The organism is Streptomyces saintjeani, from assembly GCF_055409605.1.
On record NZ_CP189624.1, the window covers coordinates 7,109,250 to 7,135,331 of the forward strand.

The window sequence follows — 26,082 nt, forward strand, 5'->3', positions numbered from 1 at the left end:
TGGAGTCCGAGTTGGGAGGGCGCGTGGCGATGGAGGCCGGCCCTCGTGACACCGCACAAGGCACCGAGAACCGCACTCCTCGGCGGGACGAACGGAAGCCGGACGACGGCCTCGCGCGCGCGGACGGGTTCCTCGCCGAGACCGACGGCCCCCCGCGCCTGATCGACGGCATCCCCCGCCCCGGAGGGCCCGAGGACGACTCCTCCGGCCCCCGCGACGCGCAGCCGGACGACGGCTTCCAGGAGCCCGCGGACGGCGGCCTCACCTCCGACGGCCCCGACGAGGCGGACGAGACGCCCGACGGCGTCACGGACGACGGCCCCGAGCCCGAGGAGATGTTCGCGAGCGGCCCCGAGGTCGAGGTCGAACTGCGGCCCCAGCGCAGGCTGCGGATCTGGCAGCTCGCCCCGATCGTCGCCCTGGCCACCGTCGGCTCCCTGATGTTCGCCTTCCCGCTCGCCTTCGACTTCGGCGACAGCGGCGCCGTCGTCGCCATGCTCGGCCTGCTGATCTGCTCCTGCGCCGCCGGCTGGGGCATGATGGCCGCCCGCCGCGTCGGGTACACGTGGCCGGGCCTGCCCCTGCGGGGCTCCGGCCGCCGCCCGGACTGGCGCGTCGTCCTCGCGTACGTCGTGCTGGTCGCCGCGGCCGTCGCCCTCGCCGTCGGGCGCGTCGCCCGGCTGCGCTGAACCCCGTGCGGGAGCACCGTCACGCGGTGTGAGCGGGACTGTCGTACCCACGCCGTACGATCGAGGAATGAGCACGCGGATCGCCTTCCTCAAGGGGCACGGGACCGAGAACGACTTCGTGATCGTCCCGGACCCGGAGAACGCCCTGGACCTCTCGCCCGCCGCCGTGGCCGCCCTGTGCGACCGCCGCGCGGGCATCGGCGGCGACGGACTGCTGCACGTCGTACGGTCCGCGGCGCATCCCGAGGCGCGCGCGATGGCGGCCGAGGCGGAGTGGTTCATGGACTACCGCAACGGCGACGGCTCGGTGGCCGAGATGTGCGGCAACGGCGTGCGCGTGTTCGCGCGCTACCTCCAGCATGCCGGACACGTCGAGGAGGGCGACCTCGCGATCGCCACGCGCGGGGGCGTCAAGAGCGTCCACATCGACAAGGAGGGGGACGTCACGGTCGGCATGGGCCGTGCCCGCCTCCCCGAGGGTGACGTCGAGGTGAGTGTCGGCGGGCGCAGCTGGCCCGCGCGCAACGTCAACATGGGCAACCCCCACGCGGTTGCCTTCGTCGACGACCTCGCGCACGCGGGCGACCTGTTCACCGCCCCGCCCGTCAGCCCCGCTTCCGCCTACCCGCAGGGTGTCAACGTCGAGTTCGTCGTCGACCGGGGCACCCGGCACGTCGCCCTCAGGGTGCACGAGCGGGGCTCCGGCGAGACCCGCTCGTGCGGCACGGGCGCGTGCGCCGTCGCCGTCGCCACCGCGCGCAGGGACGGCGCCGATCCGGCCGTCACCGGCACACCCGTGACGTACACCGTGGACGTGCCCGGCGGGCGCCTCGTCATCACCGAACGGCCCGACGGCGAGATCGAGATGACCGGTCCCGCCGTGATTCTCGCCGAAGGGACGATCGATTCCGGGTGGCTGGAAAGTGCCTCACGACGACCGGCGTAGGGCTTCGCATCGCAGGCAGGGGCGGCCCGTCACCGTACGGGTGCGCCCCTGTCGCGCGTTCGGAGGGCAGGAATGTGCGACCCGCTCCGGCCACGATGGCTCGAAACAGTCAACTACCGGAGTGTCGCTCGAATGGGTGATCCGTTTCACGCTCGGCGAGAGGCGGTCAGCCGCACATGGTGGGCTCGGTAGCATCAAGCACCGGCCCGGACGGGAGACCGAAACCAGTCCCCGAGCCGTGTCCGCCCTGGGGCACTCGTCCGCCGGTCCACGCAGCCGGAGGTGCCCATGAGTGCGGAGGCGACGAATCCCGCGACCCCAGGCCCGGTGGTGCCCGCCGTCCCCCGATGGCGCAGCCGCCCCCGTATCGACCTGCGCAGGCTGGGTCGTGCCGCCTTCCTGGGCCCGGCCGGCAGAGGCCGGCTGCCCGACGCGATCGGCCATGTCGTCGAGGCCCACCGCGCCCACCACCCCGAGGCCGACCTCGAACCGCTGCATCGCGCGTACGTGCTGGCCGAGTCCTCGCACCGCGGCCAGATGCGCAAGAGCGGCGAGCCGTACATCACCCACCCCCTCGCGGTGACGCTGATCCTCGCCGAACTCGGCGCGGAGACCACGACCCTGACGGCGTCTCTGCTCCACGACACCGTCGAGGACACCGATGTGACGCTCGACCAGGTCCGGGAACACTTCGGCGAAGAGGTCCGTTATCTCGTCGACGGCGTCACGAAACTGGAGAAGGTCGACTACGGGGCCGCCGCCGAACCCGAGACCTTCCGCAAGATGCTGGTGGCCACCGGCAGCGACGTCCGCGTGATGTCGATCAAACTCGCCGACCGGCTGCACAACATGCGCACCCTCGGGGTGATGCGCCCCGAGAAACAGGCGCGCATCGCGAAGGTCACCCGGGACGTCCTGATCCCGCTCGCCGAACGCCTCGGCGTGCAGGCCCTCAAGACCGAACTGGAGGACCTGGTCTTCGCGATCCTCCACCCCGAGGAGTACGACCGCACGCGCGAGCTGATCGTCGACAACGCCTCCCGCGCGGACGACCCGCTCGCCGAGATGGCCGACGGCATGCGCGGCGTCCTGCGCGAGGCCGGCATCCAGGCCGAGATCCACATAAGGCCCCGGCACTTCGTCTCCGTCCACCGCTTCTCCCGCAAGCGCGGACGTATGCGCGGCTCGGACTTCGGACGGCTCCTGGTCCTCGTCAACGAGGACGCCGACTGCTACGCCGTCCTGGGCGAACTGCACACCTGCATGACGCCCGTCGTCTCGGAGTTCAAGGACTTCATCGCCGTACCGAAGTTCAACCTCTACCAGTCGCTGCACACCGCCGTCGCGCGCGAGGACGGCCAGGTCGCCGAGGTGCTCATCCGCACGCACCGGATGCACAAGGTCGCCGAGGCCGGCGTCGTCGCCCTCGGCAACCCCTACGCGAGCCCGGCGGAGGAGCAGGCCGCGAGCGACGAGCGCATCGACCCGACCAAGCCCGGCTGGCTCTCCCGGCTCCTCGACTGGCAGGAGGCCGCGCCCGACCCGGACACGTTCTGGTCGACCCTGCGCGAGGACCTCGCCCAGGACCGCGAGATCACCGTCTTCCGCCCCGACGGAGGCACGCTCGGCCTGCCCGACGGGGCCACCTGCGTCGACGCCGCCTACGCCCAGTACGGCGAGGACGCGCACGCCTGCATCGGCGCCCGCGTGAACGGCCGTCTGGCGACCCTCAGCACCGCTCTGCGGGACGGGGACACCGTCCAGCTCCTCATGGGCCAGGACCCCGCCTCCGAGCCCTCCAGGGAGTGGCTGGAGCACGCCCACACCCCCGCGGCGCGCATCGCCATCCAGCGGTGGCTGTCCACGCACCCCACAGAGCCGCGTGGCACCGCGCGGCAGGCGGAGGAGGGCGAATCCGCCTTCCGGGGGCAGAGCGGCCGTCGTACCGCTGACGGGCCGCTGCCGCATCCGTCGTCCGCCCCGCGCGCGGGGAGCACGATCTCCGTCGCCGGGCGGCCCGGCGTGGGCGTGCGGCTCGCCGGGTGCTGTACGCCCGTGCCCGCCGACGAGGTCACCGGGTTCGCCGTACGCGGAGGCGTGGTCACCGTCCACCGCGTCGAGTGCGCCGCCGTCGCGCGCATGCGCGGTGCCGGGCGGCCCGAGGCCGACGTCCACTGGGGGGACTCCACCGAGTGCCGCGTCACCCTCGTAGCCGAATCGTTCGGCCGCCCCCACCTCCTGGCCGACCTCACCGAGGCGATCGCCCTGGAGGGCGCCGAGATCGTCTCCGCCACCGTCGAACCACCGTCCCAGCAGCGTGTCCGCCACACCTACACCCTCGAACTCCCCGACGCGGCCCACCTGCCCGCCCTCATGCGCGCGATGAGAAACGTTCCTGGGGTGTACGACGTGAGCCGGACACAGCACCACGCGGGAGTGCACTGAGGGGCACGCGCGCAGGGGGTCGCCGGGCAACTGCACGCACGCGGGACCCCGGTCCCCGGCAACTCGGCCCCACCCGGGCAACACGTTCGGGTGGGTCGGGCGCGAGTCGGCGTCGGTGGGGGCGTGTGCGCTGGTAGCCGTGGGGCATGCTGCGCAGCCCTCGAACCGAAGCCCCCGAGGCCACCGGTCCCGCGATCGCCGGACCCCGCCCCCGGGACGCCCGCCCGCGTCACCGTCGTCTCGCGCGGGCGGCCTTCCTCGCCTCCGCGCTCTCCCTGTGCCTCGTCGCCGCGAGCGCGCCCCCCGAGCAACTCGGCGTCGGGGACCGACTGTTCCCGAACCTCGGCAACCCCGGGTACGACGTCGCCGCGTACGACCTGGACTTCACGTACCCGGGGAGCAACGACAAGCCCCTGCGCGCGGTGACGACGATCGACGCGTGGACGACCGAACGGCTGGAGCGGGTCAATCTGGACTTCGCGCACGGGGACGTCGAGTCGGTCGAGGTCGACGGTGAACCGGCGCACTACGCGCGCGCGGGCGAGGACCTCGTCGTCACCCCGCGCCGCGCCGTCCCGGCGGGGAGCTGGATGCGGATCACCGTCCGGCACACCAGCGACCCCATGCCTCCCGAGGACGGCGAGGGCGGCTGGGTGCGCACCACGGACGGGCTCGCCATGGCGAACCAGGCGGACGTCGGCCACCTGGTGTTCCCCTGCAACGACCACCCCTCGGACAAGGCGATGTTCACCATCAGGGTGACCGCCCCCGACGGATACACGGCCGTCGCCAACGGTCTGCCCACCGGCGTCGACCGCGCGCGCGGGACGACGACCTGGACGTACCGCACCCAGCACCCCATGGCGACCGAGCTGACCCAGGTCTCCATCGGCCGCTCGACCGTCCTGCGCCGCGAGGGACCGCACGGCCTGCCCGTACGGGACGTCGTCCCCACCGCGGACCGCGACGCCCTGGAGCCGTGGCTGGCGAAGACGCCGGACCAGATCTCCTGGATGGAGTCGAAGGTCGGGCCGTACCCGTTCGAGACGTACGGGCTGCTCATGGCGAGTGCCAGCACCGGGTTCGAGCTGGAGACGCAGACCCTGTCTCTGTTCGAGAAGGACCTGTTCACCGAACCCGGCTACCCCGCCTGGTACGTCGAGTCGATCATGGTCCACGAACTGTCGCACCAGTGGTTCGGCGACAGCGTCTCCCCGCGCACCTGGTCCGACCTGTGGCTCAACGAGGGGCACGCCACCTGGTACGAGGCCCTGTACGCGCAGGAGAAGGCGGGCCGCACGCTGGAGGCTCGTATGAAGGCCGCGTACGGCGCGTCCGACCGCTGGCGCGCGGCCGGTGGCCCGCCCGCCCTTCCCAAGGGCCCCGAGCCCGGCCAGAAGATCAGCATCTTCCGCCCCGTCGTCTACGACGGCGCCGCCCTCGTCCTGTTCGCGCTGCGCGAGACCATCGGCCGCCCCGCGTTCGAGCGCCTGGAGCGCGCGTGGGTGACCGAGAACCACGACGGCGTCGCGAGCACCGCCGACTTCACCCGCCTCGCCGAACGCGTCTCCGGCCACGACCTCGCCGCGTTCTTCGACGCCTGGCTCTACGGCACGAAGACGCCCCCGATGCCGGGCCACCCGGACTGGAAGTCCCAGGCCCCGGCGAGCACGAAGGCGGGGGAGGAGACGCCGGCGGTACGGCAGGGGCGGCACTGAGCGGGCACCCGTAGCTGTCGCGCCGTACGCGTGCACGGGACGCTGCCCGGCCCGCATCCCTGCCGCACCGTCTCCCCGATAAGCCCGTGACGAGGCGGGGCAGGGCGTGCGACCATTTTCGGGCCGGCGCGGTACGGGGCCGATATGCGGGAATCTTCCGCAGGGCTCGTGCGTTGAGCAGGGTGACAGGCGCCCTAGCGGCATCTTCGACGACGTAAGGATCAAATGACCTCCTCTTCTTCCGCTTCCCAGGACACCAAGCGCCTCGCGCAGGACTACTCCGACGGTCTTCGGGCCGATGCCCTGATGGAAGAGGACGTCGCCTGGAGCCACACGATCGACGAGGAGCGGGACGGCGACCAGTTCGACCGCTCCGAGCGCGCGGCCCTGCGCCGCGTTGCGGGCCTCTCCACCGAGCTGGAGGACGTCACCGAGGTCGAGTACCGCCAGCTGCGGCTGGAGCGGGTCGTCCTCGTCGGCGTCTGGACCACCGGCACCGCGCGGGACGCGGACAACTCCCTCGCCGAGCTCGCGGCCCTCGCGGAGACGGCCGGCGCGCTCGTCCTCGACGGCGTCGTCCAGCGCCGCGACAAGCCCGACCCGGCCACCTTCATCGGCTCCGGCAAGGCCCAGGAACTGCGCGACATGGTCCTGGAGAGCGGCGCCGACACCGTGATCTGCGACGGCGAGCTGAGCCCCGGTCAGCTGATCGCCCTTGAGGACGTCGTCAAGGTCAAGGTCATCGACCGTACGGCCCTGATCCTCGACATCTTCGCCCAGCACGCCAAGTCCCGGGAGGGCAAGGCGCAGGTCGCGCTCGCGCAGATGCAGTACATGCTGCCGAGGCTCCGTGGCTGGGGCCAGTCCCTGTCCCGCCAGATGGGCGGCGGCAAGGGCGGCGGTCTCGCCACCCGAGGCCCCGGTGAGACCAAGATCGAGACGGACCGGCGCCGGATCCGCGAGAAGATGGCGAAGATGCGCCGGGAGATCGCGGAGATGAAGACCGGCCGCGAGATCAAGCGCCAGGAGCGCAAGCGCCACAAGGTGCCGTCCGTCGCCATCGCGGGCTACACCAACGCCGGCAAGTCCTCCCTGCTCAACCGCCTCACCGGCGCGGGCGTCCTGGTCGAGAACGCCCTGTTCGCGACCCTGGACCCGACCGTCCGCCGCGCGGAGACCCCGAGCGGGCGTCTCTACACCCTGGTGGACACCGTCGGCTTCGTCCGGCACCTGCCGCACCACCTGGTCGAGGCGTTCCGCTCCACCATGGAGGAGGTCGGCGAGTCCGACCTGATCCTGCACGTGGTGGACGGCTCGCACCCCGCCCCGGAGGAGCAGCTCGCGGCCGTGCGCGAGGTCGTCAGGGACGTCGGCGCCACCGGCGTACCCGAGATCGTCGTGATCAACAAGGCGGACGCCGCCGACCCGCTCACGCTCCAGCGGCTGCTGCGGATCGAGAAGCGCTCCATCGCGGTCTCCGCGCGCACCGGCGAGGGCATCGCCGAACTGCTCGCGCTGATCGACGAGGAGCTGCCGAGGCCGTCCGTCGAGATCGAGGCGCTGGTGCCGTACACGCACGGCAAGCTGATCGCCCGCGCTCACACGGAGGGCGAGGTCCTCTCCGAGGAGCACCTCGCGGAGGGCACGCTGCTGAAGGCGCGGGTCCACGAGGAACTCGCCGCGGACCTCGCGCCGTACGTACCCGCCCAGGCGGTCTGACGCGCGCGTACGCCCAACGACGAAGCGCCGCCCCCTCAGCGCGAGGGAGCGGCGCCTCGGTGCGTCACTGGCCCGCGGACCTCTTGCTCACCGACTCGTACACGCCCTTGGCGACCTCGCCGAGGCGCGGTCCCGCGAGCCAGCCCGAGGTGGCCGGGCCGATGGACGTGTTGGACACCAGCGCCAGCCTGCCGTCGGCCCTCTTCGCGGTCCAGCCGCCGCCGGAGGAGCCGCCCGTCATCGTGCAGCCGATCCGGTACATCGTCGGGTCCGCCGAGGACAGCGAGAGCCGGCCCGGTTTGTCCGTGCACTCGTACAGCTTCTGCCCGTCGAACGGCTCGGCCGCCGGGTAGCCCGCCGCCGTGATGCTCGACACGTCCGCCACCGCGGGCGCCGCGAAGTCCACCGGCAGCGCCCCGCCGACCGTCTCCTCCAGCGACTTGCCGGAGCCGCCCTTCTCCGGGGTGACGTGGATGACCGCGAAGTCGTACGGCGCGCCGTCACCGCCCTTCGGGCCGCCCTGCGCGATCCACTGCTGCGAGGTCTGCGCCCAGTCGCCCCACCACACGCCGTACGGCGCGACCTGCTCGCGCGTCGTCGTCCGGAGCGCCGACGTCGGCATCGCGCTGTCGTTGTACGACGGGACGAACGCGATGTTGCGGTACCAGCCGCCGTTCTTGCCGGCGTGCACGCAGTGGCCCGCCGTCCACACCAGGTTGGACCGGCCGGGGTGCGCCGGGTCCTCGACGACCGTCGCCGAGCAGACCATCGAGCCCTCGGGGGAGTCGAAGAGCAGCTTGCCCGCCTCCGGCACGTTCGCGTGGTACTTCGCGGCGACCGCCTTCGCGTCCACCGGCGACGGCTCCCGGTCCGTCACGCCCTGGTCGCCCGCGAGGTCGCTGTCGTCGACGCCACGGTCCGGGTCCTGCGCGTCCCGCATCCGGTCCGGGTCCCACAGGCCCTCGATGATCGGGTTGACGAAGTCCTGCGCCTCACGCAGCCAGTCGTTCTTGTCCCAGTTCTTCCAGGCGCCGTTCTTCCACTTGTCGAGGTCGATGCCGTGCTTCTTGAGCCGGTCCAGCAGGTCGTCCGGGATCTGGACCTTCCCGCCGCCGGACTCGGAGGCGGAGGCCGCCGCCGAGGGCGAACCGGCCGCCTGGTCGTCCCCGTCGCACGCGGTGGCGGTGAGCGCGAGCACCGAGGCGAGGGCCGCCGCGGACAGTACCGCCCTGCGGCGTGGGCGCGCGCCGTCCCCTCGACGAGTGGTGAACGGCGGCCGTATCGATGGCATGTCTGAACTCCCCCTGCTTTTCGTGAACATGGTGCAATGCCGTGAAATCGCCCGCGCCAACGGCGAGTTCGGGCCGATCCCACGGTCACGTGGAACGGCAACACACGATATGCGCTCGCTGTGGGGGACTTCCGTGGGAACGGCAACGGTTTCGCTACGGGCTGCCTGAACTGGGGAGTTGGGCGGAGAAACGGTTCGGACCGGGCGCCCCAAGGGGTGCGCGAGCCGGGTGGCGTCGCTTCCGTCGCCGGTGTCCCTCCCGCCGCGCGGACGATCTTCGGTGAGGCCGTAACCCGTCGGCCGGAGCGGGGTTGGTAGCGGTGGGGCCGGGCGGGGGCGCGACCGGGGTCCCGTTCCTGGGCGAGGGAAGGCGGGCGGCCGTGGAGGTGATCGGGGCGGGGGAGCGGACCTGTGCACTGCCGATCGTGCCGGTGCGGGCGCGCGGGCTGACCGTCGAGGGGGCCGGGCGGTACCTGGACTGCCTCTCGGGGGGCGGGGCGCTCGGGCACGACCATCCCGTCGTCCTCGCGGCGATCCGCAAGCTCCTCGACTCCGGGGCGCCGCTGCACGCCCCCGGTCTCGCGACCCCCGTCAAGGACGCCTTCGTCACCGAGCTGCTGCGCACCCTTCCGCCCGGACTCGCCGGCCACGCGCGCGTGCGCTTCTGCGGGCCCGCCGGGACGGACGCCGTGGCGGCGGCCCCCATGCTGGCCCGCACCGCCACCGGCCGCACCGGGGCCCTCGCCTTCAGCGACGCCCACCACGCGACCGCCGCCGGCGTCTCCGGTGGGGTGCCCTATCCGTACGGCTGCCGCTGTCCCTACGGCGTCGGCGGCCAGAGGGGTGCCGAACTCGCCGTCCGCTGGGCCGAGTCCGTCCTCGACGGGGCCCAGCCGGGCGTGCCCCGCCCCGGGTGCGTGATCCTCGAACCCGTCCAGGGCGAGGGCGGCGTCGTCCCCGTGCCGGACGACTGGCTGCGCCGGGTGCGGCAGGTCACCGCCGACCGGGGCGTCTCCCTGATCGCCGGCGAGATCCAGACCGGCGTCGGCTGTACTGGCGCCTTCCGGGCCGTCGAGCACAGCGGGATCACCCCCGACGTCATGGTCCTCTCCCAGGCCATCGGCGGCAGCCTGCCCCTCGCGGTGATCGTCCACCGCGACGACCTCGTGGGGGAACCCGGCGCCCACGCGGGCGCGTTCCCCGGCAACCAGCTCGCCACGGCGGTCACCTGCGCCCCTGCCATCCACGACCCCGCCATGACGGTCACCCGCGACCACACCGCCCGAGACCCCGCCACCCGCCTCTCCACGCCGGGCGAGCACCACGCCCACCGCCGTACGGACCCGCCGCCCCCACGCGCGACACCCCCGACCTAGCCCCTCACTGCTCACCGGCCACCTCACGGGCCACCCACCCCCCCACAAGGACCCTCCGTGCACACCGAACCCACCAGACGACCAGCCTCCGCCCCCCACTCCCTCCCCGCCCCCGCTGCTGGCCACCCCGCCCCCCACGCCACCGCCCAAGCCGCCGCCACGGAGAACCTCCTCCGCTGCTGGGCGCGCGAGACATCCGTACCGCCCCCCGACACCGACCACCTCCGCATCCCCCTCCCGTCCTCCGGCCTCACCCTGCTCGCCCCCGTCCACTACTGGTCCCCCACCGGCCTGCACCGCTTCGGCCCCCCGACGCTCGCCGACGCCCCCGCCCCGGCCCCGCCACTGGACGCGATCACGCTCGCGGCCCTGCTGACCCGCGAGGCACACTCGGGCGCTGCCCCTACAGGACCGGCCCGTGAGGCACAGCCCGGCGCCACCGTCCCGGCACCGGCCCGCACAGCCGACGCGGCACCGGCCCGCGACCGAGCCGTCGACAGCCCCGTCCCCACCCACGGCACACCGCCCCACCCCGCAGACCCCTCCGACCTCGTCCCCCGCGTAGCCGACTCCCTCCGCCGCGCAACCCTCTTCCTCACCGACCGCCAAACCCCCCACTCCGACACCCCCGACCTGTTCCTCGCCGCCGAACAATCCCTCCTCCTGGGGCACCCCCTCCACCCCACCCCGAAGAGCCGGGAGGGCCTGACCGACGCCGAAACCCTTCGCTACTCACCCGAGTCACGCGGCTCGTTCCCCCTTCACTGGCTCGCTGTCGCCCCGTCCGTACTCGCCACCGACTCCGCCTGGACCGAGAGCGGACGAGGGGTCCGCGCGGAGCACCTGACCGCCCGACTGGCCGGCCCCGGGCTCCCGTTGCCCGAGGGATACGCCGCCCTCCCCCTGCACCCCTGGCAGTTCCACGAGACCCGGCACCGCCCTGAGGTCGCGGCCCTGCTGGACGCCGGGCTGCTGAGGGACCTCGCCCCGTACGGCCCTGTCTGGCACCCCACCTCCTCGGTCCGCACCGTCCACCGCTCCGGCGCCCCCGCGATGCTCAAACTCTCGCTGGCACTGCGCATCACCAACTCCCGCAGGGAGAACCTCCGCAAGGAACTCCACCGGGGCGTCGAGGTGCACCGCCTCCTGCGCACCGGCCTCGCCCGGGAGTGGCACGCCGCCCACCCACACTTCGACATCGTCCGCGACCCGGCCTGGCTCGCCGTCGACGACCGCGAGGGCCGGCCCGTGACCGGACTGGACGTGGTGATCCGGCACAACCCCTTCGCCCCGTCGGACGACGTCTCGTGCGTCGCCGGCCTGGTGTCGCCCCGCCCGCACGCCCCCGGGCCCCTGCCCGGCGCCCGCCGTCCCCTGACCGATCACCACCTGGACCTCCTCTCCTTCCGTTCCCGTCTCACGACCCTCGTGGACCGGCTCGCCTCCCGCAGCGCCCGCCCCCGCGGCGCCGTCGCCGTCGAGTGGTTCCTGCGGTACCTGGAACACGTCGTCCGCCCGGTGCTGTGGCTCGACGGCGAGGCGGGGATCGCCCTGGAGGCCCACCAGCAGAACACCCTCCTGCTCCTGGACCCCGACGGCTGGCCCGCGGGCGGCCGGTACCGGGACAACCAGGGCTACTACTTCCGGGAGTCCCGCCGCGCCGACCTCGACGCCCGGCTCCCCGGCATCGGCGCCTCCAGCGACACGTTCGTCTCCGACGAGGTCACCGACGAGCGCCTCGCCTACTACCTCGGCATCAACAACGTGCTCGGCCTGATCGGCGCGTTCGGCTCCGAACGCCTCGTGGACGAAAGCCTGTTGCTCGCCTCCTTCCGCCGCTTCCTCGCATCGGCCGCCGCCGGCCCCCGGCGGATGCGCACCTCCCTCCCTGCCCGGCTGCTCGACTCACCCGTCCTGCGCTGCAAGGCGAACCTCCTGACCCGGCTGCACGGCCTCGACGAACTCGTCGGCCCGGTCGACACCCAGTCCGTCTACGTCACCATCGCCAACCCCCTCGCCTCCTCCTAGACCCCCGCCTCTCTTCATCAGCCTCCCGAAAGGAGCGTTCCTGTGCCGACCACGAAAGGTCACGACGACCCCAGCACCACCGGAGACCTTCTGGACGGGGTCGCCGACTGGGGCCCCACCCTCTGCCATGTCGGCATCTTCCACCTCATCCCCGTGACGTTCGACCGGGGAATCCCTCTGGTCGCCCGCTGGATGAACGACCCGGCCGTAGCCGCCTACTGGGACCTGGCGGGCCCCGAGATCCGGACCACCCGGCACATCCGGGTCCAGCTCCAGGGCGGCGGGCGCAGCGTCCCCTGCCTGGGGGTGCTGAACGGTACGCCGATGAGCTACTGGGAGATCTACCGCGCGGACCTCGACCCGCTGGCCCGCTACTACCCCGCCCTGCCGCACGACACCGGCCTGCACCTCCTCATCGGGGACGCACGGGACCGGGGGAGAGGGCTGGGCGGAGTCCTGCTGCGGACGGTCGCCGACCTCATCCTCGAAAAGCGCCCCGACTGCCCCCGGGTCATCGCCGAACCGGACGTCCGCAACGCTCCTTCCCTCCGCATCTTCCACACCTCCGGCTTCGAGCGCATCGGCGAGGTCGACCTCCCCTCCAAGCGGGCGGTGCTCGTGACGCGCGACCGTGATTCCCTGTGCCCTCCGCCCGAGGGCCGGCTTCCCCAGTTCACGGACCCCACCCTCCCGGGCTTCTGGTGACTGCTCGAACTTGCTTCGTTACTCATAGTGACGTTCTGGATGCCGTCCGAGTTCCCTCGTCGCCCAGACTTTTTTCCGAGCCCCCCTCCGAGCCCCCCTCCGAGCCCTCCGTCGAGCCCCCTCCGAACCGCATCCAGCCCGCCGAACCCCACGCATTCGCCGGGCCCTTCCACCACTCGCCAGGCCCCCTCCACCCCTTCGGACCCCGGCGCCCACCCCACTCCCTCACGCCCCCTCCCACTCCACACCCCACCCCGATCCCACCCCCCACCCCCCGATCGGCGGCACGATTGTCAGTCCCGGGCCGTAGGGTGGTCGCGCTATGACGAAGCCCTCTCTCCCCGAACTCCTGCATGCCGCCGTCGTCTCCGTCGGCGGCGCGGAGCGTCCCGGTCAGGTGACCATGGCCGAAGCCGTCGCGGAGGCGATCGACGACGGCTCCCATCTGCTGGTGCAGGCCGGCACCGGCACCGGAAAGTCGCTGGGATACCTCGTCCCCGCGCTTGCGCACGGCGAGCGGGTGGTGGTCGCGACCGCCACCCTCGCCCTCCAGCGCCAGCTCGTGGAACGTGACCTCCCGCGCACGGTCGACGCCCTGCACCCCCTGCTGCGCCGCCGCCCGGAGTTCGCGATGCTCAAGGGCAGATCGAACTACCTGTGCCTGCACCGGCTGCACGAGGGCGTGCCGCAGGACGAGGAGGAGGGCCTCTTCGACCAGTTCGAGGCGGCGGCCCCCTCCAGCAAGCTGGGCCAGGACCTGCTGCGGCTGCGCGACTGGTCGGACGAGACGGAGTCGGGCGACCGCGACGACCTCACCCCGGGCGTGTCCGACCGCGCGTGGGCGCAGGTGTCGGTCTCCTCCCGCGAGTGCCTGGGCGCCTCCAAGTGCGCGTACGGCGCGGAGTGCTTCGCCGAGACGGCCCGCGAGCGCGCCAAGCTCGCCGAGGTCGTCGTCACCAACCACGCGCTGCTCGCGATCGACGCCATCGAGGGTGCCCCGGTCCTCCCGCAGCACGAGGTCCTGATCGTCGACGAGGCGCACGAACTGGTCTCCCGGGTCACCGGCGTCGCGACCGGCGAGCTGACCCCGGGACAGGTCAACCGCGCGGTACGGCGCGCCGCCAAGCTGGTCGACGAGAAGGTCGCCGACCAGCTCCAGACCGCGGCCGAGGGCTTCGAGCGGCTGATGGAACTGGCCCTGCCCGGACGCCTCGAAGAGCTGCCGGAAGACCTCGGCTACGCGCTGACGGCCCTGCGCGACGCGGGCCGTACGGTGATCTCCGCGCTCGGCACGACCCGCGACAAGTCCGTCCAGGACGAGGACGCGGTCCGCAAGCAGGCGCTGGCGTCGGTGGAGACCGTCCACGACGTGGCGGAGCGCATCGTGCAGGGCTCCGAGTACGACGTCGTCTGGTACGAGCGCCACGACCGCTTCGGTGCGTCCCTGCGCGTCGCGCCGATGTCCGTGTCGGGCCTGCTGCGAGAGAAGCTCTTCGCGGACCGCTCGGTCGTCCTGGCCTCCGCCACACTGAAGCTGGGCGGCGACTTCAACGGCGTTGGCGCGTCCCTCGGGCTCGCTCCGGAGGGCGTCGAGGGCGAGGACCTGCCGCAGTGGAAGGGCCTCGACGTCGGCTCGCCCTTCGACTACCCCCGCCAGGGCATCCTGTACGTCGCCAAGCACCTCTCGCGCCCCGCGCGCGACGGTGACCGCGCGGACATGCTGGACGAACTGGCCGACCTCGTCCAGGCGGCCGGCGGCCGTACGCTCGGCCTGTTCTCGTCGATGCGGGGCGCCCAGCTCGCCGCCGAGGAACTGCGCGTGCGCATGCCGGAGTTCCCGATCCTCCTCCAGGGCGAGGAGACGCTCGGCGAGCTGATCAAGAACTTCGCGGCGGACCCGAGGACGTGCCTGTTCGGCACGCTCTCGCTCTGGCAGGGCGTCGACGTGCCCGGGCCCAGCTGCCAGCTCGTCGTCATGGACAAGATCCCGTTCCCGCGCCCCGACGACCCGCTGATGAGCGCCCGGCAGAAGAAGGTCGAGGAGGCCGGGGGCAACGGTTTCATGTCCGTCGCCGCCACCCATGCGGCCCTCCTGATGGCCCAGGGCGCCGGCCGACTCGTCCGCGCGACGGGTGACCGGGGTGTCGTGGCCGTCCTGGACCAACGCCTCGCCACCGCGCGCTACGGCAGCTATCTGAAGTCCTCCATGCCCGACTTCTGGTACACGACGGACCGCAACCAGGTCCGCAAGTCCCTCGCGGCGATCGACGCGGCGGCGAAGCAGGCGGGAGCGTGAGGGCGTGAAGGAGGGGGCGAGCCGCGACTCGCCCCCCACCGAGCGCACCTCAAGACCGAGTACTCCGCGGCATCCCAAGGCCCCGTAAGAAGACAACACAGGGCCCCGGAACCGGCGCAGGGATCCCGGGGCCCAGTCAACAGGGCGGAGGCGCAGCAGGAAGGCCCGCCCGCGCACCGCCTCAGACGCGGCGCAGTACGGCCACCACCTTGCCGAGGATCGTCGCGTCGTCACCGGGGATCGGCTCGTACGCGGCGTTGTGCGGAAGCAGCCACACATGGCCGTCCTCGCGCTTGAAGCGCTTGACCGTCGCCTCCCCGTCGAGCATCGCTGCGACGATGTCGCCGTTCTCGGCGACGGGCTGGCGGCGGACGGTCACCCAGTCGCCGTCGCAGATCGCGGCCTCGATCATCGAGTCGCCGACGACCTTCAGCACGAACAGCTCACCGTCGCCCACGAGCTGACGGGGCAACGGGAAGACGTCCTCGACGGACTCCTCCGCGAGGATCGGGCCACCGGCGGCGATCCGGCCGACCAACGGGACGTACGACGCGGCGGGCTTGCCCGCGGTGTCCGTCGGCTGCGCGGAGACCGACTGGTCGGAACCGCGCACCTCGTACGCGCGCGGGCGGTGGGGGTCACGGCGCAGGAAGCCCTTGCGCTCCAGGGCCATCAGCTGGTGCGCCACCGAGGACGTGCTGGACAGGCCGACGGCCTGGCCGATCTCCCGCATGGACGGTGGGTAGCCCCGCCGCTGCACGGAATCCCTGATGACCTCGATCACCCGGCGCTGCCGGTCGGTCAGGCCCGAGCTGTCAGCCCGGATGCCTGGAGGTCGGCCCGGCAGGGAGCGCTTGTGCCCCTCGGGATGTGTGGCTTCGTTCATCGCGTGCACCGGGTCGAGTCGGCCCTGGGAGCGCTCCTGGGCGGTGATGGTGGCACTGTCTGCGGTGGTGGTCACGGCGGCCCCTCTCGATGGTCTCCCTGCTTGACAACGGTAGTTGCTTTCGAAAGGTTGCGCCAAACACACGTTCGAGTGAAAAACCTCGAAGAGTTGGACTTGATCATGTGTCCAGGTGTATGGCTCACGCCGTGTCCGGCGCGCGGAACGGGCTGACGTCGTACCCTTCACCGCTGTCACCGCTGTCACCGGTGGCCTTGTGGGCCGTCGTCCCAGTCTGCCAGCCGCCGCCCTGTCCGGCGGGGATCAAGGCCCGAGTCCCACCTCTCCTCCCTCCCGCGCTCACGCAATCTCCCCATGTGCCCAGGTGGCGTCCCGCGCGCGTGTACGCGTGGGGTCGTCGTCGGGCGCCCTGTCGGCGCGACACGCGGGAATGGCCTGGGTTTATTCGTCAATCCCCCACATCTAGTGGTTGGATTGGCAACGTGGCCCAGAAGTTGTGGTGCCCCGTGTGTTCGCACCCCTGGGGATCGCCTATGCTGGGGGCTGCTTCGTGAGGCCCCAGGGGCCCGTGAGGCCATCGAGTCTGCTGTGAGGAGGGTTGGGAATCCATGCACTGCCCCTTCTGCAGGCACCCCGACAGCCGTGTGGTCGACAGCCGTACGACCGACGACGGCACGTCGATCCGCAGGCGCCGTCAGTGTCCTGACTGCTCCCGTCGTTTCACGACGGTGGAGACCTGCTCGCTGATGGTGATCAAGCGCTCCGGAGTCACCGAACCCTTCAGTCGCACCAAGGTCATCAACGGCGTGCGCAAGGCGTGCCAGGGACGGCCTGTCACCGAGGACGCCCTCGCCCAGCTCGGCCAGCGGGTCGAGGAGGCCGTACGGGCCACCGGAAGCGCCGAGCTGACGACCCACGACGTGGGGCTGGCCATACTCGGCCCGTTGCAGGAACTCGACCTCGTCGCCTATCTGCGGTTCGCCTCGGTCTACCGGGCGTTCGACTCGCTGGAGGACTTCGAGGCCGCGATCGTGGAACTCAGGAACCAGACGGGACCCCCGGCCGCGGACGACGACGTCCGCGAGGGCGCGGTCCCGGAGGACACCGGTGGGGCCGGGGCCGTTCAGGTGCCCGGGCCCGCCGCTACCGCCGGCTGACCCGGCGGCCGGCACCGGGCGGAGACACCGGGGCCGGCCCGGCGTCGGCGATGAAGAGACCTGTTGCGGGCGGAAGAGCGTTTGGGTGCCCGCAACTTCAGAAATCACACTGTGTCACGGGAACAACGTGGCATTTCTGGGCGTTTTTGCCTGTACCAGGGAGGCGGCATGACAGAGACGGCGAGCGGTCCGGCGCGAGGTTCCCGCGCCAAGGGAGCCAAGGCCACCAAGGGCCTGCGCATCGAGCGCATCCACACCACCCCCGGCGTGCATCCGTACGACGAGGTGGTCTGGGAGCGCCGTGACGTCGTCATGACCAACTGGCGCGACGGCTCGGTCAACTTCGAGCAGCGTGGCGTCGAGTTCCCCGACTTCTGGTCGGTGAACGCGGTCAACATCGTCACCAGCAAGTACTTCCGCGGAGCGGTCGGCACCCCCCAGCGCGAGGTCAGCCTCAAGCAGCTGATCGACCGCATCGTGAAGACGTACACGAAGGCCGGTGAGGAGTACAAGTACTTCGCCTCGCCCGCGGACGCGGAGATCTTCGAGCACGAACTGGCGTACGCCCTCCTGCACCAGATCTTCAGCTTCAACAGCCCCGTCTGGTTCAACGTCGGCACCCCGCAGCCCCAGCAGGTGTCCGCCTGCTTCATCCTGGCCGTCGACGACTCCATGGAGTCGATCCTCGACTGGTACAAGGAAGAGGGCATGATCTTCAAGGGCGGCTCCGGCGCCGGCCTGAACCTCTCCCGCATCCGCTCCTCCAAGGAACTCCTCTCCTCCGGCGGCAACGCCTCGGGCCCGGTCTCCTTCATGCGCGGCGCCGATGCCTCGGCCGGCACCATCAAGTCCGGTGGCGCCACCCGCCGCGCGGCCAAGATGGTCGTCCTGGACGTCGACCACCCGGACGTCGAGGACTTCATCGCCACGAAGGTGAAGGAGGAGGAGAAGATCCGCGCCCTGCGCGACGCGGGCTTCGACATGGACCTCGGCGGCGACGACATCACGTCGGTCCAGTACCAGAACGCCAACAACTCGGTCCGCGTGAACGACGAGTTCATGACCGCCGTCGAGAACGGCACCGAGTTCGGCCTGCGCGCCCGCCTGACCGGCGAGATCATCGAGACGGTCGACGCCAAGGCGCTCTTCCGCAAGCTCGCCGAGGCCGCCTGGGCCTGCGCCGACCCGGGCATCCAGTACGACGGTGTGATCAACAACTGGCACACCTGCCCCGAGTCCGGCCGCATCACCGCGTCGAACCCGTGCAGCGAGTACATGCACCTGGACAACACGTCCTGCAACCTCGCCTCGCTGAACCTGATGAAGTTCCTCAAGGACGACGGCAAGGGCGAGCAGTCCTTCGAGGCCGAGCGCTTCCAGAAGGTCGTCGAACTCGTCATCACCGCGATGGACATCTCCATCTGCTTCGCCGACTTCCCCACCCAGAAGATCGGCGAGAACACCCGCGCCTTCCGCCAGCTCGGCATCGGCTACGCCAACCTCGGCGCCCTCCTGATGGCGACCGGCCACGCGTACGACTCCGACGGCGGCCGTACCCTCGCCGGCTCCATCACCTCCCTGATGACCGGTACGGCCTACCGCCGCTCCGCCGAACTCGCCGCGGTCGTCGGCCCGTACGACGGCTACGCGCGCAACGCCGACGCCCACAACCGCGTCATGAAGCAGCACGCCGACGCGAACAGCGCCGCCGTCACCATGGACGACCTCGACACCCCGGTCTGGGCCGCGGCCACCGAGGCATGGCAGGACGTCCTGCGCCTCGGCAAGCAGAACGGTTTCCGTAACGCCCAGGCGTCGGTCCTCGCCCCGACCGGCACCATCGGCCTCGCGATGTCCTGCGACACCACCGGCGTCGAACCCGACCTCGCCCTGGTCAAGTTCAAGAAGCTGGTCGGCGGCGGCTCGATGCAGATCGTGAACGGCACCGTCCCGCAGGCCCTGCGCCGTCTGGGTTACCAGGAGGAGCAGATCGAGGCGATCGTCGCCCACATCGCCGAGCACGGCAACGTGATCGACGCCCCCAGCCTCAAGACCGAGCACTACGAGGTCTTCGACTGCGCCATGGGTGAGCGCGCCATCTCCCCGATGGGCCACGTCCGGATGATGGCCGCGATCCAGCCCTGGATCTCCGGCGCCATCTCCAAGACGGTCAACATGCCGGAGACGGCGACCGTCGAGGAGGTCGAGGAGATCTACTTCGAGGCGTGGAAGCTCGGCGTCAAGGCGCTCGCGATCTACCGCGACAACTGCAAGGTCGGTCAGCCCCTCTCCGCGAAGACCAAGGACTCCAAGGAGAAGACCGAGGTCACCGAGAAGGCCGAGGCGACGATCCGCGAGGCCGTCGAGAAGGTCATCGAGTACCGCCCGGTCCGCAAGCGCCTCCCCAAGGGCCGTCCCGGCATCACCACGTCCTTCACGGTCGGCGGCGCCGAGGGCTACATGACGGCCAACTCCTACCCGGACGACGGCCTCGGAGAGGTCTTCCTGAAGATGTCCAAGCAGGGCTCCACCCTCGCGGGCATGATGGACGCCTTCTCCATCGCGGTCTCCGTCGGCCTCCAGTACGGCGTCCCGCTGGAGACGTACGTCTCGAAGTTCACCAACATGCGCTTCGAGCCGGCCGGCATGACCGACGACCCCGACGTGCGGATGGCCCAGTCGATCGTCGACTACATCTTCCGCCGCCTGGCGCTGGACTTCCTGCCCTTCGAGACCCGCTCCGCGCTCGGCATCCACTCCGCCGAGGAGCGCCAGCGCCACCTGGAGACCGGCTCGTACGAACCGGCCGAGGACGAGGTCGACGTCGAGGGCCTGGCCCAGTCCGCGCCGCTCCAGACGGCCTCTGCGGCCGTCGCCACCAAGGCCGCCCCGGTCGCCGTGCCCGCCCCCAAGCAGGCCCACACCAGCGCCGAACTGGTCGAGATGCAGCTCGGCATCCATGCCGACGCCCCGCTCTGCTTCTCCTGCGGTACGAAGATGCAGCGCGCCGGCTCCTGCTACATCTGCGAGGGCTGCGGCTCGACCAGCGGATGCAGCTGACCTGTGAACGCGGGCACTGACGGATAGGTGCCAGAGGTAAGGGGCGTCGGCCATGGCCGACGCCCCTTACCTCGTCGCACGGGTGTGCCTCGTCAGGACGGGCGGACCGTCCCCATGACGCGGGTGAAATCGGCCGGGTCGTCCTCGAAGCCGTGGACGCCGTCGTGGAACTCCCAGCCGTCCTTCGGGTCGCGGACGAACGCGGCGAGGGTGGCGGCCGTGGAGCCGAGGATGTCGCCGAAGTCGCCCTCCGCCAGGACGGTGTAGCCCTCGCGGATACGGAACCGCGGGTTGGCGACGCTGACGAACGTCCGGTGGTCGGGGCGCTGCTGGATCACGACGCCGACCACGACACGGCCGTAGCGCGCGTCCAGCCGGTCGAGTTCGAGCGTCATCACCTCGTCCCAGCCGAAGCCCTTGCCGTCCTTGCTGTCGCGGTTGAGGTAGATCGTGCCGTCGGGCGACCGGCTGTCGAAGTGCACGACGAAACCGGGAGCGCCCTGCGGATCGCTCTGGAGGTACGTCCCGGCGACGATGTCCAGATCGGTCGCGGGCTGCCCCGCCGGACTGGGATCCCACTTGACCGAGATCTCCACCTTGCGGATCCCCTTGATGAGGCCGTTCATCAGGCTTCCCCTTCTCCCCAGCGCTTCATGGCCCGAACTGCCCGGTCATCAGGGCCGGTTGTCCATCCTGCCACGTGCATGTGCGCGAGCGCCCGGCCGAGGGTGACCGGCGCCACGCCCCGGGGCCTTACCATGGCGCGGTGCTGGTCAAGTGGATTCGCTGCACCGTGGTGGACCGCAGAGGTTTCGAACGGGGACAGCGGAAGTGGGCGGGGCTTCTGGGGGAGCCGGGATTCCGCGGACAGGGCGGCGGCTGGAGCCGGAGCCGTCCTGGGGTCGCGCATGTCTTCGCCTTCTGGGAGAGCCGCGCCTTCTACGACTCCTTCATGGCCCGCTCCTACGACCGGCTCGCGGCCTCCCAGGTGGGCACCTTCCGCGACGCCCAGGTGCGCCTCTTCGACCACCGCTTCGACGTCAAGACCGGCTTCGAACCCCGCTTCACCGACGCCGACCTGCTGCGCGTCGCCCTCTCCCGGGTCCACGAGGAGCGCGCCGAGCACTTCACGCTGATGCAGGAGAAGGTCTGGAACCCCGCGATGGCCGGCTCGCCCGGCATGATCCGCGGCCTGTTCGCCGAGGCGCCCGGCAACGAGTTCATGGTCCTGTCCATGTGGCGCTCCGAGGCCGAGCACGGCAAGTACCGCACCGAGCGCATCGAACGGCTCGCGCTGCGCGCCCAGATCGAGGCCGACATCGCCGCCCTCACCGGGGACATCGTCGAGATGGAGTCCGCCTGGACGGTCTGAGACCGCTTCCGCAGGTGCCCGTTCCGTGTGACCTACGCCGTATGGAGCCCGTACGGGTGCTCGAAACCGCGTGACTCGATCTAGGGTTTCGGCATGGCACGACCACGGCGCATCGTCCTTGTCCGGCACGGGGAGTCAACGGGCAATGTTGATGACACCGTCTACGAACGCGAACCCGACCACGCGCTGGCCCTCACCGACAAGGGCCGGCGGCAGGCGGAGACCACCGGGGAGCGGGTCCGGGAGATCTTCGGCGACGAACAGGTCAGCGTGTACGTCTCCCCGTACCGGCGCACCCACGAGACCCTGAGCGCCTTCGACCTCGACCCCGCGCGCATACGCGTGCGCGAGGAGCCCCGGCTGCGCGAACAGGACTGGGGCAACTGGCAGGACCGCGACGACGTACGCCTCCAGAAGGCGTACCGGGACGCCTACGGCCACTTCTTCTACCGCTTCGCCCAGGGCGAGAGCGGCGCCGACGTGTACGACCGGGTCGGCGGCTTCCTGGAGAGCCTGTTCCGCAGCTTCGAGGACCCCGACCACCCGCCGAACGTCCTGATCGTCACCCACGGCCTCGCGATGCGGCTGTTCTGCATGCGCTGGTTCCACTGGACCGTCGCCGATTTCGAATCCCTGTCGAATCCCGGGAACGCGGAGATGAGGATGCTCGTTCTAGGGGATGACGGCAGGTACACCCTCGACCGGCCGTTCGACCGCTGGCGGACCCCGGAGCCCTACGGCGTCACCGGATAAGGTGAGCGGCGATGACTCCCGCCCCTTCCGTCCCCTCCGACCCTTCTGTCCCTTCGACTTCTTCGACAGACGAGCGCCTGGTACGCGCCCTGAACAGCCTGCGCGGGCTGTCAGTGGGAGACGCCCTCGGCTCCCAGTTCTTCGTCCCGGAGAACTACCCGCTGCTCGCCCGCCGCGAGCTGCCGCCCGGCGACTGGCAGTGGACCGACGACACGGAGATGGCCTGCTCCGTCGTCGCCGTCCTCGCCGCCCACCACCGCGTCGACCAGGACGCGCTGGCCCGCTCCTTCGCCGTGCACCACGACTTCGACCGCGGCTATGGCCCGGCCGTCAACCGGCTCCTGCGGCTCGTGCGCGAGGGCGGCGACTGGCGGGAGCTGTCCGCCGCGCTCTTCGACGGCCAGGGCTCCTGGGGCAACGGCGCGGCCATGCGCATCGCCCCGCTCGGTGCCTGGTACGCCGACGACCCCGAGCAGGCCACCCACCAGGCCGAGATCTCCGCCTACCCCACCCACCAGCACCGCGAGGCCGTCGCCGGCGCCATGGCCGTGGCCGCCGCCGCAGCCCTCGCAGCCTCCGCGGACGGCCCGCCCGCCCCCGAGGCCCTCCTCGACGGGGTCCTCGCCCTCGTCCCCCGCAGCGCCGTCTCCGCGGGCCTCAGGCGGGCCCGCGACATGCTCGACTACGCCGACCCGGGCACCGTCGCCGCCGTCCTCGGCTGCGGACGGCGCACCACCGCCCACGACACGGTCCCCTTCGCGCTCTGGTCGGCGGCACGTGCCCTCGGTGACTACGGGTCGGCGTTCTGGACGACGGCCCAGGCCGGCGGGGACGTCGACACGACCTGCGCGATCGTGGGCGGGATCGTCGCGGCGGGGAGCGCGGGGGCGCCGCCCGAGGAGTGGGTACGGCGTACAGAGGCGTTCCCGGGGTGGCTGTCGGCGGGGGCGTGAGCGGCGGGGCGTGAGCCGTACGACGGGACGCTTCGGTACGCCTCGTACGACGATCGGCTTGCGTTGCCGTTCACTTCACGTGTGCGACGGGGCGCGACCCGGGATGCGCTCGCGCCGTCGCCGTACCCGTTGGCCGAAGCGGCAAACGTGAGGTCGTGAACCGCCGGTCCCGCGAGGCTCTTTGCGGTGCGGCAGCGAACGGTCGCCGCTGTGTCCGCCACTGGACGGGCCGGGGTGCCGAGCACCGGGCGCGGCGGCGTAGGCTAAGACCGCCATGCCGTACGAACCACCCACTCACACCGTCGAGCGCTCCCTCCGTGCGACGACCGGAGCGAAGGTCATCGCCGGTGTCGACGAGGTTGGCCGGGGAGCCTGGGCCGGTCCCGTCACCGTCTGCGCGGCGGTCACCGGACTGCGTCGGCCTCCCACGGGCCTCACCGACTCCAAGCTGCTGACCGTCAAGCGACGTACAGAACTCGCCGAGGAACTCAGGGGGTGGGTGACGTCGTACTCCCTGGGGCACGCGTCGCCCGAGGAGATCGACGGGATGGGCATGACCGCGGCCCTGCGGCTCGCGGCGGTCCGTGCCCTGGAGACCCTCCCGGTCCGGCCCGACGCGGTCATCCTCGACGGCAAGCACGACTACCTCGGTGTGCCCTGGCGGGTCCGTACCGTCATCAAGGGCGACCAGTCGTGCGTGGCCGTCGCGGCGGCCTCGGTGATCGCCAAGGTCCAGCGCGACAAAATGATGGCCGAACTGGGTGTCGACCATGCAGACTTCGGTTTCGCGGACAACGCCGGGTATCCGTCACCCGTGCACAAGGCCGCGCTGGAGGAGCGGGGGCCCACCCCGTACCACCGGCTCTCGTGGGCCTATCTCGACGGGCTGCCGCAATGGCGGCACCTGAAGAAGGCCCGCAGCTGGGCGGATGGAAGCACTCCGGAGATCGAGGGCCAGCTCGGCTTCGACTTCTGACGCGACCGCTCGCACTGATGTGCCACCCCCTGGCGCGTGTCGCACCAGCGTTTGATAAAAATCAGCTCATGCCTCTCATTCCCGAGGAGCCTCAGATTCACGAGAGTGCCCAGGGTCCCCGCACCACTCCGGCCGCCGGCCGTAGCGCGCAGACCCCTCGTCCCGTTCCCGGCCCCCGTCCCGCGGCCCCGCCGCGTCCCGGTCGTCCGGGCCCCCGGCCCATGGCCCCCGCGCAGCGCACCCCGCGCGACACGGCCCCTGCCGCCCCCGCGGCCGTTCAGATCCAGTCGATCCCGGCCTCGGCGGAGGGCGCCCTGGACGCCGCGGAGGAGGCCGTGGACCTGCTGCTGGAGTCGGGCCGCGCCCCCGGCGACCTGCTGGTGATCACCACCGGCGCCCAACACCCGTGGTCCGCCCACGAGTTGACCTTCGGCGAGGCGTCCTACTGGGCCCAGCACGACGCGCGTGACGACGTCTTCTACACGGACGCCGCGGGCGCGAGCCGTGCCGCTCAGCGCCCCGTCGTCGTGGTCGCCGTCAACGGCGGTCCCGACGACTCCATCGCGACCGTCCTGCCGCTGGCCCGGTCCAAGGCGGGCGCCCTGCTGATCGTCTGCGGCGACCCGCAGCACGCCGACGCGGCGCTCGGCGCCGGGGTCTGACCCTCGCGCGTGCGCGCGAAACGGCGTTGTCCGTCGCTGTGAGGCAGACCTCGCTGGTGTCGCCTCGCGCGTGCGCGCGAAACGTGGTGTCCCCACGCACGCGCGCTTCAGCTGCTCGTCGTGTTCCGAGGAGGCCGCGGCCTGTCGTCCGTACGACAGTGTCGCGGCCGTTTCGCGCGCCGTCCCCGGCGGGCCCTCAGCGGGCCGCCGCGCGCCTCAGGACGTCCGAGACGGCGCCGCCGGTCCTCGGGAGCGGAGGCGGGGCCTCGGAGAGGCCGAAGGGCTCCGGCAGGGACTCCGAGTTGGGACGCCGGCCGCCCCGGCCCTCGCCCAGGACCTGCCAGCCGTCGCGCGTGAGCGTGATGTACGCCCCGCAGCGCAGCCCGTGCAGCGTGCACGCGTCGCGCAGGCCCCACATCCACGCGCCGTCCTCCTCCGTCCAGCGCGCGTCGCCCTCACGGCAGTAGAGCAGCACCGCCGTCCGCACCGGGGTCCGCCGCCGCAGGTCGTGCGGGATGACCCGGCGCAACTGGGCGAGCAGCGCGTTGCGGAACATCCAGCCGTCGGCCGCCGCCGGGCGACGCACGAACGAGGCGCTGGCGCACAGCCGTTCGTCCGGGTCGAGCACGGCCACGATCGCGGTCGACGGTCTCGGCCTGTGCCGCGCGTGCAGCCCGCTCACGACCTCGCGCGGGTTGCGCAGCAGCGGGATTCCCGCCGCGGCCCATTCCGCGGGTTCGAGCAAGCGGTTGGCGGAAGCGGCGGTCTCGGACGTCGAGAGCGATGCCGCCGAGGACGGCGCGAATCCGAAGGTCACGATCCTCCCTTCGGCTACGGCCCACACAGCGGGCGGGGCGAATTCGGGGGGCACGCACCGCAAACAGAGCCCTGCCTGACCTCAGGCGGACCGTTGCGGGGAGCGGACCTCAATTCTTGCTGTCGAACTGGAATGCGGCAACGAGCAATTGGGATCACCGACTGTTATGTGCCGTTACATGGCTTATATCACTACCTCGGGATCCCCGCGTGGCG

At 71.6% G+C, this 26,082-nt stretch carries 20 protein-coding genes and 1 pseudogene; 16 read left to right on the forward strand and 5 right to left on the reverse strand.

Translation table 11 applies throughout. The features are described from left to right. Window positions 1–170: 170 nt before the first annotated feature. The 5 genes from ACQCO7_RS32360 (at window position 171) to hflX (ending at window position 7,517) form a co-directional block, all read left to right on the forward strand. A complete protein-coding gene (locus tag ACQCO7_RS32360) occupies window positions 171–689 on the forward strand; it encodes a hypothetical protein (RefSeq protein ID WP_464077337.1) in 519 nt (172 codons plus the stop codon). 67 nt (window positions 690–756) lie between these two features. Continuing rightward, window positions 757–1,635 carry a diaminopimelate epimerase gene (gene dapF, locus ACQCO7_RS32365; RefSeq protein WP_464075115.1) on the forward strand — a complete coding sequence of 293 codons (879 nt, stop codon included), beginning with the start codon at window positions 757–759 and terminating at the stop codon, window positions 1,633–1,635. A 288-nt stretch (window positions 1,636–1,923) separates the two neighbouring features. After that, window positions 1,924–4,080 (forward strand): RelA/SpoT family protein, encoded by a 2,157-nt coding sequence (locus tag ACQCO7_RS32370; protein ID WP_464075116.1) that lies wholly within the window; start codon window positions 1,924–1,926, stop codon window positions 4,078–4,080. Window positions 4,081–4,226: 146 nt separating this feature from the next. After that, window positions 4,227–5,798 carry a M1 family metallopeptidase gene (locus ACQCO7_RS32375; protein WP_464075117.1) on the forward strand — a complete coding sequence of 524 codons (1,572 nt, stop codon included), beginning with the start codon at window positions 4,227–4,229 and terminating at the stop codon, window positions 5,796–5,798. 225 nt (window positions 5,799–6,023) lie between these two features. After that, window positions 6,024–7,517, forward strand: coding sequence for a GTPase HflX (gene hflX / locus ACQCO7_RS32380; RefSeq protein WP_464075118.1), 1,494 nt, complete (start codon window positions 6,024–6,026; stop codon window positions 7,515–7,517). Window positions 7,518–7,581: 64 nt separating this feature from the next. Here the strand turns inward: hflX and ACQCO7_RS32385 are convergent, their stop codons facing one another. Further along, window positions 7,582–8,808, reverse strand: coding sequence for a trypsin-like serine peptidase (locus tag ACQCO7_RS32385; RefSeq protein ID WP_464075119.1), 1,227 nt, complete (start codon window positions 8,806–8,808; stop codon window positions 7,582–7,584). Between the two features lie 356 nt (window positions 8,809–9,164). On the opposite strand from ACQCO7_RS32385, the pseudogene ACQCO7_RS32390 reads away from it, so the two are divergent. The 4 genes and pseudogenes from ACQCO7_RS32390 to ACQCO7_RS32405 all read left to right on the forward strand — a co-directional run. Continuing rightward, a pseudogene (locus tag ACQCO7_RS32390) lies at window positions 9,165–10,043 on the forward strand (aminotransferase class III-fold pyridoxal phosphate-dependent enzyme); the annotation flags it as partial. Window positions 10,044–10,241: 198 nt separating this feature from the next. Next, a complete protein-coding gene (locus ACQCO7_RS32395) occupies window positions 10,242–12,212 on the forward strand; it encodes an IucA/IucC family protein (RefSeq protein ID WP_464075120.1) in 1,971 nt (656 codons plus the stop codon). Between the two features lie 42 nt (window positions 12,213–12,254). After that, window positions 12,255–12,917 (forward strand): GNAT family N-acetyltransferase, encoded by a 663-nt coding sequence (locus ACQCO7_RS32400; protein WP_464075121.1) that lies wholly within the window; start codon window positions 12,255–12,257, stop codon window positions 12,915–12,917. A 322-nt stretch (window positions 12,918–13,239) separates the two neighbouring features. Next, window positions 13,240–15,213 carry an ATP-dependent DNA helicase gene (locus ACQCO7_RS32405; RefSeq protein WP_464075122.1) on the forward strand — a complete coding sequence of 658 codons (1,974 nt, stop codon included), beginning with the start codon at window positions 13,240–13,242 and terminating at the stop codon, window positions 15,211–15,213. Window positions 15,214–15,394: 181 nt separating this feature from the next. Here the strand turns inward: ACQCO7_RS32405 and lexA are convergent, their stop codons facing one another. Together lexA and ACQCO7_RS32415 are read right to left on the reverse strand one after the other, a co-directional pair. Continuing rightward, window positions 15,395–16,174, reverse strand: coding sequence for a transcriptional repressor LexA (lexA, locus tag ACQCO7_RS32410; protein WP_464075123.1), 780 nt, complete (start codon window positions 16,172–16,174; stop codon window positions 15,395–15,397). A 124-nt stretch (window positions 16,175–16,298) separates the two neighbouring features. Next, on the reverse strand, window positions 16,299–16,424 hold the full coding sequence (locus tag ACQCO7_RS32415) for a hypothetical protein (RefSeq protein ID WP_464075124.1): 126 nt from the start codon (window positions 16,422–16,424) through the stop codon (window positions 16,299–16,301). Between the two features lie 301 nt (window positions 16,425–16,725). Here ACQCO7_RS32415 and nrdR point away from each other — a divergent pair, with 301 nt between their 5' ends. Continuing rightward, window positions 16,726–17,274, forward strand: coding sequence for a transcriptional regulator NrdR (gene nrdR, locus ACQCO7_RS32420; RefSeq protein ID WP_464075125.1), 549 nt, complete (start codon window positions 16,726–16,728; stop codon window positions 17,272–17,274). A 168-nt stretch (window positions 17,275–17,442) separates the two neighbouring features. Continuing rightward, window positions 17,443–20,334, forward strand: coding sequence for a vitamin B12-dependent ribonucleotide reductase (locus ACQCO7_RS32425; protein WP_464075126.1), 2,892 nt, complete (start codon window positions 17,443–17,445; stop codon window positions 20,332–20,334). A 92-nt stretch (window positions 20,335–20,426) separates the two neighbouring features. On the opposite strand, the gene ACQCO7_RS32430 is transcribed toward ACQCO7_RS32425, so the two are convergent. Continuing rightward, entirely contained in the window at window positions 20,427–20,960 is a 534-nt protein-coding gene (locus tag ACQCO7_RS32430) for a TerD family protein (RefSeq protein WP_464075127.1), read from the reverse strand. 140 nt (window positions 20,961–21,100) lie between these two features. Here ACQCO7_RS32430 and ACQCO7_RS32435 point away from each other — a divergent pair, with 140 nt between their 5' ends. The 5 genes from ACQCO7_RS32435 to ACQCO7_RS32455 all read left to right on the forward strand — a co-directional run bounded on the left by ACQCO7_RS32435 (window position 21,101) and on the right by ACQCO7_RS32455 (window position 25,050). Next, window positions 21,101–21,706 (forward strand): YdbC family protein, encoded by a 606-nt coding sequence (locus tag ACQCO7_RS32435; protein ID WP_464075128.1) that lies wholly within the window; start codon window positions 21,101–21,103, stop codon window positions 21,704–21,706. 93 nt (window positions 21,707–21,799) lie between these two features. Continuing rightward, on the forward strand, window positions 21,800–22,459 hold the full coding sequence (locus ACQCO7_RS32440) for a histidine phosphatase family protein (protein WP_050372222.1): 660 nt from the start codon (window positions 21,800–21,802) through the stop codon (window positions 22,457–22,459). A gap of 11 nt (window positions 22,460–22,470) precedes the next feature. Next, window positions 22,471–23,412 (forward strand): ADP-ribosylglycohydrolase family protein, encoded by a 942-nt coding sequence (locus tag ACQCO7_RS32445; RefSeq protein ID WP_464075129.1) that lies wholly within the window; start codon window positions 22,471–22,473, stop codon window positions 23,410–23,412. A 274-nt stretch (window positions 23,413–23,686) separates the two neighbouring features. Continuing rightward, window positions 23,687–24,388: a ribonuclease HII gene (locus ACQCO7_RS32450; protein ID WP_464075130.1), complete on the forward strand. Its 702-nt coding sequence runs from the start codon at window positions 23,687–23,689 to the stop codon at window positions 24,386–24,388. Window positions 24,389–24,456: 68 nt separating this feature from the next. Then, on the forward strand, window positions 24,457–25,050 hold the full coding sequence (locus ACQCO7_RS32455; RefSeq protein ID WP_464075131.1) for a hypothetical protein: 594 nt from the start codon (window positions 24,457–24,459) through the stop codon (window positions 25,048–25,050). Window positions 25,051–25,246: 196 nt separating this feature from the next. Here the strand turns inward: ACQCO7_RS32455 and ACQCO7_RS32460 are convergent, their stop codons facing one another. Then, entirely contained in the window at window positions 25,247–25,867 is a 621-nt protein-coding gene (locus ACQCO7_RS32460) for a hypothetical protein (protein ID WP_409115311.1), read from the reverse strand. Window positions 25,868–26,082 lie beyond the last annotated feature (215 nt).